This window comes from Sphingobium xanthum (assembly GCF_019737615.1).
Classification (GTDB): Bacteria; Pseudomonadota; Alphaproteobacteria; order Sphingomonadales; family Sphingomonadaceae; genus Sphingobium; species Sphingobium xanthum.
Genome location: NZ_JAHKKS010000015.1, coordinates 19,979 through 36,500, shown reverse-complemented (window position 1 = coordinate 36,500; position 16,522 = coordinate 19,979). Strand labels below are relative to the sequence as shown.

Sequence of the window (16,522 nt, the reverse complement as noted above, 5' to 3'; positions counted from 1 at the left end):
TCATCCGTTGATGGTTACCAGCGGGCCATGGCGATCGGCCGGCTTGCCCTCACGAATTTCCGCAATCATGCCGATGCCGTCATCGCGCCGGACGAGCCGATGATCGTGCTCGCGGGCGAGAATGGCGCGGGCAAGACCAACATTCTCGAGGCGATTTCGCTGCTGGCGCCGGGGCGCGGCCTGCGCGGCGCGGCCTTGCGTGACATGGCGCGGCAGGGCGGGCCGGGCGGCTTCGCCATCTCTGCGCATATCGGCGACGGACAGGTCGGCACCGGCACGGACGCCGCCACGCCGGACAAAAGGCAGGTCCGCATCGACGGCAGGACGGCCTCGGCCAATGCGCTCTCGGGGCAGCTGGCGATCAGCTGGCTGACCCCGGCCATGGACCGGCTATTTCTCGAAAGCCCCGGCGGGCGTCGCCGTTTCCTCGACCGGCTGGTGCTGGCGCGCGACCCGGCGCATGCCCATCACAGCCTGCGATACGAGGCGGCGATGCGCGCCCGCAATGCACTGCTCGGCGACGAGGCGCCCGCCGATCCCGCCTGGCTTGCCGCGCTCGAAGCGCAGATGGCCGAGCATGGCGCGGCGATCGACACGGCGCGGCGCGCGCTCATCGCCGAACTGGCCGCGCAGATCGCAGTGAGCGCGCAGCATCTCTTCGCGCGGCCGGGTCTTGCCTTGTCCGGCTGGGAGGGGCGCGAGAGCGACCTCATCGCCGCGCTCGCCTCGGGCCGGTCCCGCGACAAGGCGGCGGGACGCACTCTCTCCGGGCCGCATCGCGCCGACCTCCTCGTGCGCCATCTCGGCAAGGAACAGGATGCCGCGCTCTGCTCGACCGGCGAGCAGAAGGCGCTGCTGCTCAGCATGATCCTCGCCCATGCCGAGCTGGTCCGCGCGCGCAGCGGCCGTCCGCTCGTCATCCTGCTCGACGAGGTGGCGGCGCATCTCGACCCCATCCGGCGCGGCGTCCTGTTCGATCGGCTGCGCGCGACCGGAGGGCAGGTGTGGATGACCGGCACCGAAGCCAGCCTGTTCGAGGGCCTGGGCGCCGCGACGCGGCTGATCGTCGACAATGGACATGTGGACAGCGTGTAACCGCGCCTGTTCTGTGCTAGGGAGCGCCCATGTTGCGCGCGCTGGGCACGAAGACCATCCGGCGAATCCTCCTCGGCCTGGCGACCCTGCTTGTCGCCGCGGCCGGGTTCACCGTCGGCCCCCTGCTCCTCGCGCCCAATGAATATGACCATATCAGCTCCATCGAGCGGGAGCCGGCCTATCGCGATCGCGCGCGGATGACCGAAGCCTGGTCGCTCCCGGTCGCGAAGCTCTACCGCGCGAAGGGCATCGTCCATCAGAGCAATGCGAGCTTCTGCGGCCCGGCCAGTATCGCCACCGTTCTGAGCTCGCTCGGCCGCTCCATGCCACAAGATGCCGTGCTGGACGGAACGGATTACGAACCCTGGTTCGGTGTACTCCTGGGCGGCCTGACACTCGACGCGCTGGGTGACCTGCTGCGCCAGCGCACCGGCAAGCGGGTCGAGGTACTGCGCAATCTGCCCATCGCCGATTTCCGCCGCCATATGGCCGCCACCAACGATCCGAAGCGGCGCTACATCATCAATTTCCATCGCGGCCCGCTGTTCGGCCGCGGTCACGGCCATCATTCGCCGATACTGGGCTATCTGCCGGATCAGGACCTGGTGCTGATCGGCGACGTCAATGCCGACTACCAGCCCTATCTGGTCCGCGCCGACCGGCTGCAGCGCTCGGTGAACACCGTCGATGGGGAAACCGGGGACCTGCGCGGCATGCTTCTGCTGCATGCCGAGTGAGCGGGGCGAACGGTGAGTTTGACTGCCGGCTCAAGCCTCGGCGTCGGGCGCGGCCTCGTCGCCAGCATCGTCGCCCTTGGCATTCTCGAACCACGCCTCAACCTCGCCGTTCAGCTTGATCGTCAGCGGCTGACCATGGCGGTCGCGGGTCTTGCCGGCGGCGACGCGGATCCAGCCTTCGGAGATGCTGTATTCCTCGACATCGGTGCGCACCCGCCCCTTGAAGCGGATGCCGATGCCGCGCTGCAGCGTCTCCATGTCGAAATGGGGGCTGCGTGGATTGGTGGAGAGGCGATCGGGCGGTGTGTCGGACATGGCGGCACGCTCTGCCGCCAAAGGTCCGCGCCGTCAACGCCTCTCCAGCATCACTCAGTTAGCGGCAGACCCGCACGGGGACGCGCTCGCCGCGCCAGCGGCTCCACTGCCACTCCGTCCAGCAGCGGCGATGGTCGCGATAACCATAGCCGCCATTCCAGCTGTAGCGGCGATTATCGTAGCGATCGTAGCGATTGGGGATGCCGTCGCGATCGCGGTCCCAATTGCGGCGGCCGTCGCGGCGATAGTCCCGCCCGTGATCGCGATATCCGTCGCGGCGGTAGTCACGATTGTCGCGGCCATGGCGGCCGTCATAATCGCGGTAACTGATGCTGACGCTGGTTGCCGCCTGCGCGGCGCTGGCCGGCAGGACCCCCAGCGTCGCGCTGATGGCGAGAGCCGCCGTCAGGATACGCTTGGTCAGGTTCATCTCACTTCTCCCTTACGAGGGCCAGGAGAGCGCGGCCTTCCGCTCGACTGGCAGGGCCGGGACTAGCGAGTCGCGCCTGAACCTCCCTCGAATGAGCCGTTCAGCCAGGCGCCAGATGCGGGAAAGCAACGGCGGGCCGCGCCATCCGCGCGGCGAAGCGCAGGATATCCGGACGTTAAACGGCTATTCAGCGCATCGCCTCTATGCACCGCCCCATGTCGCGCACTGTCCTCGCCTTTCCCCTGATCGTCGCACCCGTGCTCATGCTCGTGCTGACGCCCTCGCCGCTCGCGCTGGCGCAGCAGGCGCGCCCGAGCGTCGATCAGGTCGGCCGCGCGCTCCTCGCCGATCTCACCCGCGCCGGGCAGGATATGGCGAGCGAGGCGCTCGCTCAGTGGATCCTCGCCTCCCGCGACGATGCGCTCAAGGCCGGCGTCCAGCCCATCCCGGCGGACATCCGCGCCCGCCTCAAGGGCCATTTCCCCGAGGACCTGCTTTCCCGCGTGCGCTACCGCGTCGGCACCGGCCGCGACTTCACGCTGCAGAACAATGCCTTCAAGGGCAATACCGCCGCGATCACCCTCAACGAAGTCATCCTCTTCCGTCCCAATGCGAAAGGTGAGGTCGATGCCCGCCTCTGGGCCCACGAACTCACCCACGTCCAGCAATATACCCGCTGGGGTGTCCGCGGCTTCGCCCGACGCTACACGCTGGATCATCTGGGCATCGAGCGCGAAGCCGAGGCCGGCGAGGCGCGTTATGCGGCGGCGCGGGCGGCGCGCTGAACGGCTCCCGATCGAAGCAGCAGCCCGGCCCGACAACTGTTTCGAAATCGGACAGAACTGCATCAAAGGCATCGACGAGTGTCCCGCTATGGGATAGCAAGACGCTACGGCATTATGCCGTATGTGGGAGAATCATGATGAAGATGACGAAGCTTCTCGCTTCGGCGGCTCTGGTTTCCGTCGCGCTCGCCTCGGCACCGGCCTCCGCCCAGCTGCTCGATTTCGACGGCATCACGTCCTTCGCCTCGGTCGACAATTATTACAACGGCGGCACCAGCAGCGCCGGTGACGTCGGCCCGAACTACGGCATCGTGTTCCAGGCCGGTGACTGGATCACCACGACCGGCTTCGGCGAGACTTCTGAGCCCAACCTGGCCTATTCCGCCAGCGGCGCGGGCTGGATCAATTTCCTGAACGGCACGACCACCGGCTTCAACTTCAGCTATGGCGGCTTCACCGACACGACGTTCAACGTCTATTCGGGCCTCGGCGGCACCGGCGCACTGCTCGCCAGCGTGCTGATTCCGGCCAATAATCCCGCCTCGTTCGATTTCATCGTCGTGCCCTTCGCCGGCGTTGCGCACTCGATCGTGATCTCGGGCGGCGTCGCGCAGTTCGGCTGGGACGACGTGACGTTCGGCAGTCTGACGCCTGGCGGCGTTCCCGAGCCGGCTACCTGGGCGATGATGCTCGGCGGATTCGCGCTGGTCGGCAGCGCCATGCGCCGCAAGAAGGTCGCCGTCAGCTTCGCCTGATCGCGGCTTCGGCCAATGAAGAGGGGCGCCGGGACGACCGGCGCCCTTTTTGTGTCCGCTTCGTAGAGTCCGGCTGAATCCGGTCGGATCTCCGAGGACGGCCAACGTCTATTCTACCGCCTGCCCCACACACCGCACCCTCGCCACACTCCGCTGCTCCTCTTCCCTCGCCTGAGGCGTGGTCAACGTCAGCAACCGCCCGTCCGCCGACAGCGCCACGTGGAAGATGCTCAGCCATTGCTCGCCTTCGCCGGAAGTGCTGGCGAAGATCGTCACGCTGCCGTCCTTGTGGTGGATCATGCTGTTGATGTCCGACGTGCTTTCGGAGAACCGAAAGCTGGTCTCGGAAATGCGCAAATAGCCTGCGCTGCTCTCCGTTCCACAGTCTTCGGCGCGCTCGTTATACTCGCCCCAGTAGGCGCGCGGGATTTCGAACGGCTTGCGCTCCTGCGCGGCCGATGCGCCGGACAGGGTCAGAGCAATCATGACGGTGGCGGACAGTTTCAGCATGCCATCTCCCCGCAGGTGCATAGCCGATCCTGCTGCGAGGATCACGCGCCTCGCAACTGATTCGCGCATATGACGAGAGCGGAGGCGCCTCAGACGCCCCCCGCTCCCATCGCAATTCAAACTGGCGTCGCCCTCAGGCCGCTTCGGCGCTCCGCTTGAAGCGCTTGCGATCGTGCGGATCGAGGAAGCGCTTGCGCAGGCGGATGTTCTTGGGGGTTACCTCGACCATCTCGTCATCGTCGATATAGGCGATGGCCTGCTCCAGCGTCATCTTCTTCGGCGGGGTCAGGCGGATGCTGTCGTCCTTGCCGCTCGCGCGGAAGTTGGTCAGCGCCTTGGACTTCATCGGGTTGACCTCGAGGTCCTCTGGCTTGGCATTCTCGCCGATCACCATGCCTTCATAGAGCGCTTCGCCCACGCCCACGAAGAGGATGCCGCGCTCCTCGAGCGGGCCGAGCGCATAGGCGACCGCCTCGCCCGCGCCGTTCGAGATCAGCACGCCATTCTTGCGGCCCTCGATCCTGCCTTTGTACGGGCCATATTTCTCGAACAGTCGGTTCATGATGCCGGTGCCGCGCGTGTCGCTCAGAAACTCGCCATGATAGCCGATGAGACCGCGGCTCGGCGCCGAGAAGGTGATGCGCGTCTTGCCACCGCCGGAGGGGCGCATGTCGGTCATCTCGCCCTTGCGGATGTTCATCTTGTCGACCACCGTGCCGGTGAACTCGTCGTCGACGTCAATGACGACCGTCTCGTAGGGCTCGGTACGGTCGCCATTCTCATCCTCGCCGAAAAGGACGCGCGGGCGGCTGATGCCAAGCTCGAAGCCCTCGCGGCGCATCGTCTCGATGAGCACGCCGAGCTGGAGCTCGCCGCGGCCGGCCACTTCGAAGCTGTCCTTGTCGGCGCTCTCGGTCACCTTGATCGCGACATTGCTCTCCGCTTCGCGGAAGAGACGGTCGCGGATCATGCGGCTCGTCACCTTGTCACCCTCGCGGCCGGCCATCGGGCTGTCATTGACGGCGAAACGCATCGAGAGCGTCGGCGGATCGATCGGCTGTGCCTGGATCGGCTCCGAGACGCTGGTGTCGGCAATGGTGTTGGCCACGGTCGCGACGGTGAGACCGGCGAGGCTGATGATGTCGCCCGCCTTCGCCTCGTCCACGGGGACGCGCTCCAGGCCACGGAAAGCCATCAGCTTGGAGGCACGGCCGCTCTCGATCACCTTGCCGGTCGCATCGAGCGCGTGGATCGGCTGGTTGACCTTGACGGTGCCGGACTGGACGCGGCCCGTGAGCACGCGGCCGAGGAAGTTGTCGCGGTCGAGCAGCGTCACGAGGAAGCTGAACGGCGCATCGATGTCCAGCGCCGGCGGCGGCACATGGTCGACGATCTTCTGGAACAGCGGCTCCAGCGTGCCCGCGCGCAGGCTCGGGTCCTCATTGGCATAGCCATTGCGGCCCGAAGCGTAGAGCACCGGGAAATCGAGCTGCTCGTCGGTCGCGTCGAGCGTCACGAACAGGTCGAACACCTCGTCCAGCACTTCCTGAATGCGCTCGTCCGGGCGGTCGATCTTGTTGACGACGACGATGGGGCGGAGGCCCAGCGCCAGCGCCTTGCCGGTGACGAACTTGGTCTGCGGCATCGCGCCTTCCGAGCTGTCCACGAGCAGGACGACGCCGTCGACCATCGAGAGAATGCGCTCAACTTCACCGCCGAAGTCGGCGTGGCCGGGCGTATCGACGATGTTGATGCGCGTGCCGTTCCACTCGATCGAGGTCGGCTTCGCCAGGATGGTGATGCCGCGCTCTTTCTCCAGGTCGTTGGAATCCATCGCCCTTTCTTCGACGCGCTGATTCTCGCGGAAGGTGCCGGACTGGCGGAAGAGCTGATCGACGAGGGTGGTCTTGCCATGATCGACGTGCGCGATGATGGCCACATTGCGCAGCGCGTTGGGCTTGCTCATGGTTTCTCTCTAGGCTTTGATGTTGGCGGCGCAGCCTGTGGGCCACCCTAAGTCGCCGCGCCCTTAGCGGAATTGACCGGGGATCGCAATGGCGAGCGATCGGGCGGTCGAAGCGCCAGCCCGACCCGCCGGACCGTGGACCAAAAGACAGCATGTTCCATGCCGGTTGGGGCCAAAGGTCACACAAGGGTCACACTATCGAGCCTTGTTTTCCCGCCTCCGCACCGGTGGCGGGAAAACAAGGGATTTTCGGACATGAGAAAGAGCGTGGTTCGAGGTGCCATGCGTTGGAGGCCGTAGGACAGCAATTTTCAGTGCCTCCGGCGGCCTCCTTTCCGCGAAGGGTGTCGCACCGGGCGAGTAGCTCAGCTTCGCGCAGCAAAATTACGCGGGTCATTCCCCGTTCACGCCGCATGCGATACACTGCGTAGACATGATCGACCGGCACAGCCTTCTCGCGCAGCGCGTCAAACAGGGACGATGGTTCATCGTCGCGCTGCTGCTCGCGCTGGCGAGTGCGCTGGTGCCGGCGGTCCTGACCTCCGGGCTGCCGTCCACCCGCGCGACCGGATCGGCCTTCGATCCGGCGACCAGCGTCGTCGCCCTGCGCGGACGCATGCAGACGCTGGTTCACGCCGAGGCCGTTCTGCAGGATCCCGGCGCGGGCAAGGCCCGGCCAACCGGCGACCCGCATCCGCTCACCTTCATCACCATTGCCCACGCCGACGCGGCGCGCGCCGCGTTCGGCCCCGATCGCGCGACCTCCTATCCCGACGCCACGCCCCGCAGGCTGGCGCGACACACGACGCAGGCCCAGCCCCGCGCTCCCCCGCTCTCCACGCTCTGACGTTATCGCACTGACCGGATCCCCCAAAAGGGAGCCAAGAAGATGATTGAGCAGGATGACGAACCCCGGCCGCCCGGCTGGTTCATGCCCTTCGTCTGCGCCGCCCTCGGCATCGCAGCGCTCGGCATGGCCGCCCTGGCCGGCGGGTTCGCCGGATGAAGCGGGCGCCGTCACGTCGAATCGTGGCGGCGCCCCGACCGGCCCTGCCCTGACCGCCAGACCAAGGACAGACCCCCGCCTGATGCCCCATTATACGCCGCTCATCGCCACCATCGTCGCCGGCTTCGTCGTCGCCTTCATCATGGGCGCCATCGCCATGCGCCTGCGCGTCTCGCCGATCGCGGGCTATCTGCTCGCCGGCGTCATCGTCGGCCCGTTCACGCCGGGCTTCGTCGCGGACGCGAACCTCGCCAACGAGCTTGCCGAGATCGGCGTCATCCTGCTCATGTTCGGCGTCGGCCTGCATTTCTCGCTGAAGGACCTGCTCTCCGTCCGCAAGATCGCCGTGCCGGGCGCCATCGCACAGATCGCAACCGCGACGCTGCTCGGCATGGGCCTCGCCTGGTGGCTGGGCTGGAACCCGCTCGCGGGCTTCGTCTTCGGCCTTGCCTTGTCCGTCGCGTCCACGGTCGTACTGCTGCGCGCTCTGCAGGCGCGTGATCTGGTCGAGACCGAACGGGGACGCATCGCGGTCGGCTGGCTCATCGTCGAGGATCTGGCGATGGTGCTGGCGCTGGTGCTGCTGCCCGTCCTTGCCGGCATGGCGAAGAACCCGGCCGGCACGAGTGCCGCTGCGGTCGCCTGGCCGCTTGCCCTCACCTTCCTCAAGGTCGGCGGCTTCGTCGCCTTCATGCTGATCGTCGCCCGCCGCGTCATTCCCGCCGCGCTGCACTGGGTCGTCCATACCGGCTCGCGCGAGCTCTTCCGCCTCGCCGTCCTCGCCATCGCGCTCGGCGTCGCGGCGGGATCGGCCTATATCTTCGACGTCTCCTTCGCGCTCGGCGCCTTCTTCGCCGGCATGATCCTGGGCGAGACCCCGCTCAGCCGCCGCGCGACCGAAGACACACTGCCGCTGCGCGATGCCTTCGCCGTGCTGTTCTTCGTCTCGGTCGGCATGCTGTTCGATCCGCGCGTGATCATCGAGCAGCCGCTGCCGCTCATTGCGACGGTCGCGATCATCGTGCTCGGCAAGTCCCTCGCGGCTTTCTATCTCGTGCGCGGCTTCGGCCATAAGAGCGACACCGCGCTGACCATCGCCGCCAGCCTCGCGCAGATCGGCGAATTCTCCTTCATTCTCGCGACGCTCGGCGTGGGCCTCAAGATCATGCCGGAGGACGCGCGCGACCTCATCCTCGCCGGCGCGATCTTCTCGATCTTCCTCAACCCGTTCATCTTCTCGTTCATCTTGCGCGACCGGGACAGGGCGCAGGCCGCGCCCGAACCGACCCCTTCGGCCGATCTCACCCATGTCGTGCTCGTCGGCTATGGGCGCGTCGGCAAAATGCTGGCGAGCGGCCTCAAGGCGCGCGGCGAGCCGCTGGTCGTGATCGAGGATGACGACGAGCGCGCGAAGGAGGCGGCTACGGACGGGCACGAGGCGATCTGCGGCAATGCCGTGGACCGGCGCGTGCTGGAAGCCGCCGGCATCGACCGGGCGACCGGGCTGCTCATCGCCATTCCTGAGGGCTTCGACGGCGGCGCGATCGGCGAGAAGGCCCGCGCGATGAAACCCGGCCTGCGCATCATCGCCCGTGCCCATTCCGACGGCGAAGTCGAGCATCTGCTCAAGCTCGGCATTTCCGATGTCGTCATGGGCGAGCGCGAGCTTGCGGCGAAAATGTTGACCCTCGCCCTTACCAAAGCGTGACCTCGACAAGCCTCGCGCGACTTGCCATCACTTGTCGGCAAGAACAGGAGAGTGGGTCATGAGTACATCGGAAGACGGCATGCATGCCGAAGACTGGGCGGGCGATACCGGACGCATCTGGCTCGCCAATCTGCAGCGTTTCGAGACGATGATCCAGCCGATCGGCGCCGCCTTGCTCCAGCATGCCGCCTTCAAGCCGGGCGAACATGTGGTCGATATCGGCTGCGGTGGCGGCGGCACGACGATCGCGATCGGCCGCGCCGTCTCACCGGGCGGCAGCGCGACGGGCGTGGACATTTCCGCGGATCTCATCTGGTCCGCCGGCACGCGCGCGACGCAGGGCACGCAATCGGACGTGCGCTTCGTCTGCGCCGATGCGGCGAGCGCGACCATCACCGGCGCCCCGTTCGACCGGCTGTTCTCCCGCTTCGGCAGCATGTTCTTCCCCGATGCACCGGCAGGCTTCCGCAACCTGCGCCGGATGCTCAAGGATGGCGGACGCATCGATCTCGCCGTCTGGGCGCCGCCGTTCGAAAATGCCTGGATCATGACGATCATGGGCGTCGTCGCGAAACATCTCGGTCAGCCGCAGACCGATCCCCGCGCGCCCGGCCCCTTTGCCCTCGCCGACACCGCCTATGTCCGCGAACTGCTGGAGCAGGCGCAATTCGGGTCGATCGAGATCACGCCCTTCGAAACGCTGATGCCGGTCGGCGGCGCAGGCGCGACGCCGGAAGAGGCCGCGGAATTCGTCTCGAAGTCGCTTTCCGTTGCGCGCGCGCTCGAAGCGGCGCCCGAGGCGCTGCGTCAGGCCGTGATCGCCGATCTCGCGGCAGCGCTGGAGCCGCATCACGTGCCCGGCAAGGGCAATCTGCTCGGTGGCAAGGCGTGGCTGGTGACGGCTCGGGCGGTCTGACCGCCAATAAGTCACCGTTCGTCCCGACCAGGCATTGACCGGCGCAGAGCATCGCTTCATCGCATCGAAGAATAGCGGCAAAGCTTCGTTTACCTTTTGTTAACGCCTTTGCCGCATTTCACAGTTAACTCTTTGTGAACAAGGGTTAATCCGATGAAGTATATTGTTTCGATCGCAGCCCTGGCTGCGCTGGCGGCCTGCGCGCCCCGCCCGCAGGCGATGATCGCCATCCCCAGGCTGGACGTGCCCGAAGTGCCGCAGCCGACCGGATGGCGCGCCATCGTCTCGGCGCAGGACAGCGATCGGCTGACCGGCTTGCCCGGCATCTGGGATCGCGCGCTCGCTGCCTCGCAGCGCTTCCGCTCGCAGATTCGGCGCGAAGGCGATCTGCTCGCGCCGCAGGCCGCGCGCAATCATCCCGCCCCGCCGCCCGGCTCCTATCATTGCCGGCTGGTCAAGATCGGCGCGTCCGGCGGTCGCGAACCGGCCTATAAGAGCTTCCCCGAATTCTTCTGCTATATTCGCGGCGACCGCGCCGACAGCCTGTTCTTCACCAAACAGACCGGCTCGGAACTGCCCGGCGGCTATCTGCACACGGACGGCGAGCAACGCCTCGTCCTAACCGGCGCGAAGCAATATGCGGCGACCGACGTTCCGATGCCCTACGGCACCGAGCCGGAGCGCGATCTTGTCGGCGTCGTCGAGCGCATCGGCCCGTTCCGCTGGCGTCTCGTCCTCCCCTGGCGCGACGGCAAGGACGGCCTGGACATCTACGAACTGACTCCCGTCCCGCTCAAACAGCAGGCGGTGGAGCCGCCGGCGGAGACCCCGTCTGAGACAGTGGCGCAGCCGTAAGTGTTCCTGCTATTTCCAGCCCATTCGGGCTGAGCCCTTCGACTGCTCCCCTGCGGCAGGCGCTCAGGATGAACTTCGGCTTTGCCGAAGTCGAAGCCCTCATTTGATCGAAGCGAGAATTGCTTCGCCTTCGCTCAGCAAAGCCCTTCGACAAGCTCAGAGCGAACGGTGATTGATCCGGCGCTCAATCCGCCCGCGGCATCCGGTTCCAGGCATCCAGCGCCGCGATCTTGTAGGCCTCGGCCAGCGTCGGATAATTGAACGTATTCTCGATGAAATAGTCGATCGTGCCCTTGAGGTTGAGCACTGCCTGGCCGATGTGGATCAGCTCGGTTGCGCCTTCGCCCAATATGTGGACGCCGAGCAGCCGCCGCGTCTTGATCGAGAAGATCATCTTCATCATGCCGCTGTCGAGCCCCATGATGTGCCCGCGGGAGGTCTCGCGGAAGCGCGCGATCCCGCATTCATAGGGGATCTTCTTCTCCTTCACGTCCTGCTCGCTCATCCCCACCGTCGAGATTTCCGGCACGGCATAGATGCCATAGGGGAAATAGGCGGGCGCGGGCGGCATCGGCAGGCCGAAGGCGTGGCAAGCGGCGATCCGGCCCTGCTCCATCGAGGTGGAAGCAAGGCTCGGGAAGCCGATGACGTCGCCGGCAGCATAGATGTGCGAAACGTCGGTCTGGAACGTCTTGGGATCGACCTTGAGGCGGCCGCGATTGTCGACGGCGAGACCACAATTTTCGAGACCGAGGGTGGCCGTCGCGCCGACGCGACCCGCCGCGAACAGCAGCATTTCCGACCGGATCGTGCGACCGTCCTCCAGCGTGGTGACGACGCGGCCGTTCCCGTCCTTCTCGATGGTCGCCACTTCCGATCCCAGGCGGATCATCATGTTGCGATCGCGCAGCTGATGCACGAATTCCTCGATGACCTCGCGATCGATGAAATCCAGGAAGGTCTCGCGCGGCTCGACAAGCGTGACCTGCACGTCGAGCGCGGAGAAGATCGTCGCATATTCGATGCCGATCACACCGGCGCCGATGACGACCAGGCTGCGCGGCACGCGCGGGCTCTCGATCAGCACGTCGCTGTCCAGCACGATATCGTCGTCGAACGGGATATAGTCCGGCCGGAACGGCGCCGTGCCGACCGCGATGACGAAACGTTCGCCGCGAATATGAAGCTCGCTCTCGTCCGGCGCAGTCACGATCACGGTGTGCGGATCGACGAAGCGCGCGAAGCCTTCCATGGTCTTTACGCCGTTACGCTGGAACTGATGCTCCAGCACATCGACTTCATGTTCCAGCGTCTTGTTGAGGCGCGTATCGAGATCGCTGCCGCCAATATCCTTCTTCACGCGGTAGGAGCGGCCATAAAAGCCGCGCTCGCGCCAGCCGGTGAGGTTGAGGACGGTCTCGCGCAGCGTCTTGGATGGGATCGTGCCGGTGTGGACGGACACGCCGCCGACGCGCTTGCGCCCCTCGACGACCAGGACCGACTTGCCGAGCTTCGCCGCCTGCACAGCGGCACGGCGCCCGGCGGGGCCGCTGCCGATCACGACGAGATCATAATTGTCCACGGCGCCCCCCGTTCCATGGCGGACATGACGTCCGTCCAGGCGCCTGTTCAGGGACATCCTCTCGAAGCGATGAGCGTGATACATTCGGCGCGCCTTTGCAATCCTCCCGGGAAACGGGGCAGCATAAGCGGGCAATGGTTAGCATTGGTTTACCAAGCGGAAACCCGTGGACCCGGCAAAAATCCTCTGTCCTACAGCGCTGCAATCATCTTACATCCGCTTTCGATCTAAGTATCTGATTCCAAAATGTTTATGAGATTTCTCCATGCGCCACACGTGCGAAGTTAGCGAAGAGAGACGCCGACCCTTGCTGCGGAGGCCCCACAACCACGGCGGGGCTTACTTCCCGGCCGCGCGCGGCCTATAGAAATTGGGGCCTTGAACCCATGGTGTTCTATTGTGATATAACACCATTCAGGAGATGACGATGGCGACGACCGCGACGACGACCAAGACCGAAGAGAAGCTGGACCTGAGCCCGCCCGATGTGGTGCCCGCCGTGACGCCCGAAAAGGCGGCAGGACTGGTGCCGATCGAGGACGAAAAGCGCTCCAAGCTGGACGAGAAGGTCCACGGCTTTGTCGAGGAGCTGGCCGCGCTCGATGCCAATTCGCCCGAGTTCGGCGCGAAGGTCGATCAGATCACCAATATGGGCCGCAAGGAAATCGCTGAGGCAGCGGGCCATTCCAACCGTTTCCTCGACCGGCCGGTGCGCGCGATGGACAGCGATCTGAGCGTCGGCAACGATCTCGCCGAGTTGCGCCGCGTCGTCGAGGATCTCGATCCGGGCAAGAAAGGCAATCTGCTCGCGCCGAAGAAGCTGTTCGGCATCATCCCGTTCGGCAACAGGATGCGGAACTATTTCGACAGCTACAAGTCGAGCCAGACGCACATCAACTCGATCCTCGGCAGCCTTGCCTCGGGCAAGGACACGCTGATCAAGGACAATGCCGCAGTCGATGTCGAACGGCAGAATATGTGGGCGACCATGGGCCGCCTCGAGCAGATGATCCACATCGCCAAGGCGATGGACCAGCGGCTGGAGGACAAGGCGCTGGAGCTGGACTCGACCGATCCGGCCAAGGCCAAGGCGATCCGCGAGAGCGCGCTTTTCTATGTCCGCCAGCGCACGCAGGATCTGCTGACGCAGATGGCGGTGACGGTGCAGGGCTATCTCGCGCTCGATCTGGTCAAGAAGAACAATGTCGAGCTGGTGAAGGGCGTCGATCGCGCCTCCACGACCACGGTCGCGGCGCTGCGCACGGCGGTGACGGTGGCGCAGGCGCTCGCCGGGCAACGGCTGGTGCTGGAGCAGATCACGGCGCTCAACACCACGACGGCCAACATCATCGACAGCACGGGCGAACTGCTCAAGACACAGACCGCGCAGATCCATGAACAGGCGGCCTCCAGCACCATCCCGCTGGAGACGCTGCAGCGCGCCTTCCAGAACATCTACGACACGATGGACAATATCGACACCTTCAAGCTGAAGGCGCTCGAGAACATGAAGACCACGGTCAACACGCTCTCCGGCGAGGTCGAGAAGTCCAAGGGCTATATCGCGCGGGCCGAAGGTCAGGCGCGGGCGCAGGCCGCCGTTTCCAGCGGCAATTCGCCGCTGACGGCGATCGAGTGAAGGCCTGAGCATGCCGAGCGAGAGCGACGACATCCTGGCCCGCGCCAACGAGATCATGGTGCGCACGACCGACCGCTATCGCTCCACGAGCGCGCGCGGGCGGGCGCACAAGCGGCAGGACCTGATGTCGCGCCTCAAGCGCATGATCGTCGCGGCGGTGCTCGTGGTGGTCGGCGCGACCGTGTTCGGTTTCATCCAGCCGCTCGGCAGCACGGGGCTTCTGATCGTGATGGGGCTGCTGCTGGCCTGCCTCGCCTTCGCCTTCGTGCCGGCGACGCCCACCGTCGTGGCCGAGAAGCTGGCCGATACCGACCTCAAGGCACTGCCGCTCAAGACCGAGATCTGGCTGGAAAGCCAGCGCAAGGCCCTGCCGGCGCCGGCCATGCCGATCCTCGACGCGATCGGCAATCGGCTGGAAACGCTGGCGCCGCAGCTCGCCAGGCTCGATCCCAAGGAGCCGGCCGCGACCGAGGTGCGTCGCCTGCTTTCGGATCATCTGCCGCAACTCGTCACCGGCTATCAGTCCATTCCCGAGCCGCTGCGCAAACAGCCGCGCAACGGCCGCGTGCCGGACGCCCAGCTTGTCGAGGGGCTGAGTGTCATCGAGCAGGAAATCGCGACGATGACCCAGCAGCTCGCCAGCGGCGATCTCGACAAGCTGGCGGCGCACAACCGCTATCTCGAGATCAAATATCAGGAAGCGAAAGAGCTGGGCGACTGAATGGCCGCGCAAGGCGGCGAATGCCATCCGGAGCGAGATAAATCGCTCTGCCGGGGGTTGCGATACCGGCTTCGATTGTTACATTGAGATTCGCGGGCCGGGCCCCTCTGGCGAGTTGACGTACCCCCTTCGTCTCTCGTGATGTCGGACCGCATCGGGTGACACCGGTGCGCTAGTCTGGCACCCCCAAGCAGACACAAAAAGCTGCCCGGCTGTCACCCGAATTGGATCCTTTCAATCCATACGGAGTGGCACATTGTCCCAGACTATCTTCCGCCTCATGAGCCGTCACCAGCAGCTGGACGACGCCTTGCGCGTCGAACAGAAAAGACGCTGGCCGGATTTTGCGCGCCTTCAACGCCTCAAGCGGCTGAAGCTCGCGATCAAGGACCGACTGAGCGCGCTGATGACACGACCAAAACGCGCGCCCAGCCGCTAGGCCCTCATCCCGCCTGCGACGCCTTGCTGCTGCGCAGGCGGGCAATGGCCGGCGAGCCTCGCCGCTGCCCGAGCCAGAGCTTCACGGTCAGCGCGCCGCCGGCCAACGTCTCGACCCGCTCGATGGCAATGCCGGCAGCGGCATACCAGGCGACGATCTGCTGGTCCGAAAAGCCGAGGCGCGTATGCGCATCGCGCTGGCGCAGCTCTTCGCGATCGTGCGGCGCGAAATCGACGATCAAGAGCCGTCCGCCATCCTTGAGCGTGCGCGCGACTTCGACGATGACGCGGCCCGGCGCCTGCGCATAATGCAGCACCTGGTGCAGGATGGCCGTATCGGCCGAGTGCGTCGCCACGGGCAGCTCGTTGAAATCGCCCGCCAGGAACCTGACCTTGTCGGCAATGCCATGCGGCAGGTTGCCGCGGGCGAGGCGTAGCATCTCGGCGCTACGATCGATGGCAACAACGGTGGAAGCCTGCGGCGCGAACAGCATCGCCATGCGGCCGGTGCCGGTGCCGATATCGAGCAGGCGACCGAGCGGCTCGCCGCCCAGAATATCGGTCATCGCTGCCTCGACCTGCGCCTCGGGCACATAGAGCGAGCGCAGCGCATCCCATTCCTCGGCGTGCATGGCGAAATAATCCTCGGCCGCCCGCGCCCGCTCCGCCCGCACCGCGGCAAGACGCGCGAGATCCGCCTCGATCCACAGCCGCTCACTGTCCGCCGGCGCCGCCGCATCCAGGAAGGCCAGCAGCGCGTCGGCCCCCGCCCCGCCATGGAGATTCAGGAACACCCAGCTCCCCTCCTTGCGGCGATCGACCAGCCCCGCCTCGACCAGAATGCGCACATGGCGCGACACGCGCGGCTGGCTCTGCCCGACCACAAGCGCGATCTCGCCGACGGCCAATTCCATCTCGCGCAGCAGATGCACGATCCGGAGACGAGTGGGATCCGCGAGCGCGCGGAAGAGATCGAGCTGCCCCTGCATGGCCGATATTCTAGGCCAGTCCGTTCTTCAATCAAGCCGCGGCAACTGAACGCATGGTTAATTTCAGCCAACCGC

At 65.8% G+C, this 16,522-nt stretch carries 17 protein-coding genes; 11 read left to right on the top strand and 6 right to left on the bottom strand.

The window, feature by feature from the left end:
- The first annotated feature begins 27 nt into the window (after window positions 1-27).
- Together recF and KM135_RS18475 are read left to right on the top strand one after the other, a co-directional pair.
- On the top strand, window positions 28-1,095 hold the full coding sequence (gene recF, locus KM135_RS18480; RefSeq protein WP_221715556.1) for a DNA replication/repair protein RecF: 1,068 nt from the start codon (window positions 28-30) through the stop codon (window positions 1,093-1,095).
- Window positions 1,096-1,124: 29 nt separating this feature from the next.
- Window positions 1,125-1,832 (top strand): phytochelatin synthase family protein, encoded by a 708-nt coding sequence (locus tag KM135_RS18475; protein WP_221715555.1) that lies wholly within the window; start codon window positions 1,125-1,127, stop codon window positions 1,830-1,832.
- A gap of 30 nt (window positions 1,833-1,862) precedes the next feature.
- Here the strand turns inward: KM135_RS18475 and KM135_RS18470 are convergent, their stop codons facing one another.
- Both KM135_RS18470 and KM135_RS18465 read right to left on the bottom strand, forming a co-directional pair.
- The gene (locus tag KM135_RS18470; RefSeq protein WP_221715554.1) at window positions 1,863-2,147 is read right to left on the bottom strand and encodes a DUF3297 family protein; all 285 of its coding nucleotides are present in this window, start codon (window positions 2,145-2,147) and stop codon (window positions 1,863-1,865) included.
- Between the two features lie 58 nt (window positions 2,148-2,205).
- Window positions 2,206-2,577 carry a hypothetical protein gene (locus KM135_RS18465; RefSeq protein WP_221715553.1) on the bottom strand — a complete coding sequence of 124 codons (372 nt, stop codon included), beginning with the start codon at window positions 2,575-2,577 and terminating at the stop codon, window positions 2,206-2,208.
- A 215-nt stretch (window positions 2,578-2,792) separates the two neighbouring features.
- Between KM135_RS18465 and KM135_RS18460 the strand changes: the two genes are divergently transcribed.
- Together KM135_RS18460 and KM135_RS18455 are read left to right on the top strand one after the other, a co-directional pair.
- Window positions 2,793-3,362, top strand: coding sequence for an eCIS core domain-containing protein (locus KM135_RS18460; RefSeq protein WP_221715552.1), 570 nt, complete (start codon window positions 2,793-2,795; stop codon window positions 3,360-3,362).
- A 134-nt stretch (window positions 3,363-3,496) separates the two neighbouring features.
- A complete protein-coding gene (locus KM135_RS18455; protein ID WP_221715551.1) occupies window positions 3,497-4,117 on the top strand; it encodes a PEPxxWA-CTERM sorting domain-containing protein in 621 nt (206 codons plus the stop codon).
- 108 nt (window positions 4,118-4,225) lie between these two features.
- On the opposite strand, the gene KM135_RS18450 is transcribed toward KM135_RS18455, so the two are convergent.
- Entirely contained in the window at window positions 4,226-4,627 is a 402-nt protein-coding gene (locus tag KM135_RS18450) for a hypothetical protein (protein WP_221715550.1), read from the bottom strand.
- A 133-nt stretch (window positions 4,628-4,760) separates the two neighbouring features.
- The gene (gene typA, locus KM135_RS18445; RefSeq protein ID WP_221715549.1) at window positions 4,761-6,593 is read right to left on the bottom strand and encodes a translational GTPase TypA; all 1,833 of its coding nucleotides are present in this window, start codon (window positions 6,591-6,593) and stop codon (window positions 4,761-4,763) included.
- Window positions 6,594-7,026: 433 nt separating this feature from the next.
- On the opposite strand from typA, the gene KM135_RS18440 reads away from it, so the two are divergent.
- The 4 genes from KM135_RS18440 (at window position 7,027) to KM135_RS18425 (ending at window position 11,078) form a co-directional block, all read left to right on the top strand.
- Window positions 7,027-7,440 (top strand): hypothetical protein, encoded by a 414-nt coding sequence (locus KM135_RS18440; RefSeq protein WP_221715548.1) that lies wholly within the window; start codon window positions 7,027-7,029, stop codon window positions 7,438-7,440.
- A gap of 241 nt (window positions 7,441-7,681) precedes the next feature.
- Entirely contained in the window at window positions 7,682-9,307 is a 1,626-nt protein-coding gene (locus KM135_RS18435; protein ID WP_221715547.1) for a cation:proton antiporter domain-containing protein, read from the top strand.
- Between the two features lie 58 nt (window positions 9,308-9,365).
- The gene (locus tag KM135_RS18430; protein ID WP_221715546.1) at window positions 9,366-10,223 is read left to right on the top strand and encodes a class I SAM-dependent methyltransferase; all 858 of its coding nucleotides are present in this window, start codon (window positions 9,366-9,368) and stop codon (window positions 10,221-10,223) included.
- Between the two features lie 153 nt (window positions 10,224-10,376).
- On the top strand, window positions 10,377-11,078 hold the full coding sequence (locus KM135_RS18425; protein WP_221715545.1) for a DUF4893 domain-containing protein: 702 nt from the start codon (window positions 10,377-10,379) through the stop codon (window positions 11,076-11,078).
- A gap of 184 nt (window positions 11,079-11,262) precedes the next feature.
- Here KM135_RS18425 and sthA read toward each other — a convergent pair whose 3' ends face one another.
- Window positions 11,263-12,660 carry a Si-specific NAD(P)(+) transhydrogenase gene (sthA, locus tag KM135_RS18420; protein ID WP_221715544.1) on the bottom strand — a complete coding sequence of 466 codons (1,398 nt, stop codon included), beginning with the start codon at window positions 12,658-12,660 and terminating at the stop codon, window positions 11,263-11,265.
- A 427-nt stretch (window positions 12,661-13,087) separates the two neighbouring features.
- Here sthA and KM135_RS18415 point away from each other — a divergent pair, with 427 nt between their 5' ends.
- The 3 genes from KM135_RS18415 (at window position 13,088) to KM135_RS18405 (ending at window position 15,459) form a co-directional block, all read left to right on the top strand.
- Window positions 13,088-14,299 (top strand): toxic anion resistance protein, encoded by a 1,212-nt coding sequence (locus tag KM135_RS18415; RefSeq protein WP_221715543.1) that lies wholly within the window; start codon window positions 13,088-13,090, stop codon window positions 14,297-14,299.
- A 10-nt stretch (window positions 14,300-14,309) separates the two neighbouring features.
- On the top strand, window positions 14,310-15,020 hold the full coding sequence (locus KM135_RS18410; RefSeq protein ID WP_221715542.1) for a hypothetical protein: 711 nt from the start codon (window positions 14,310-14,312) through the stop codon (window positions 15,018-15,020).
- Window positions 15,021-15,300: 280 nt separating this feature from the next.
- Window positions 15,301-15,459: an HP1242/YdcH family protein gene (locus KM135_RS18405; RefSeq protein ID WP_246606339.1), complete on the top strand. Its 159-nt coding sequence runs from the start codon at window positions 15,301-15,303 to the stop codon at window positions 15,457-15,459.
- A gap of 4 nt (window positions 15,460-15,463) precedes the next feature.
- Here KM135_RS18405 and KM135_RS18400 read toward each other — a convergent pair whose 3' ends face one another.
- Complete coding sequence (locus KM135_RS18400; protein ID WP_221715540.1) at window positions 15,464-16,447, bottom strand: ArsR/SmtB family transcription factor; 984 nt, start codon at window positions 16,445-16,447, stop codon at window positions 15,464-15,466.
- Window positions 16,448-16,522: the final 75 nt, after the last annotated feature.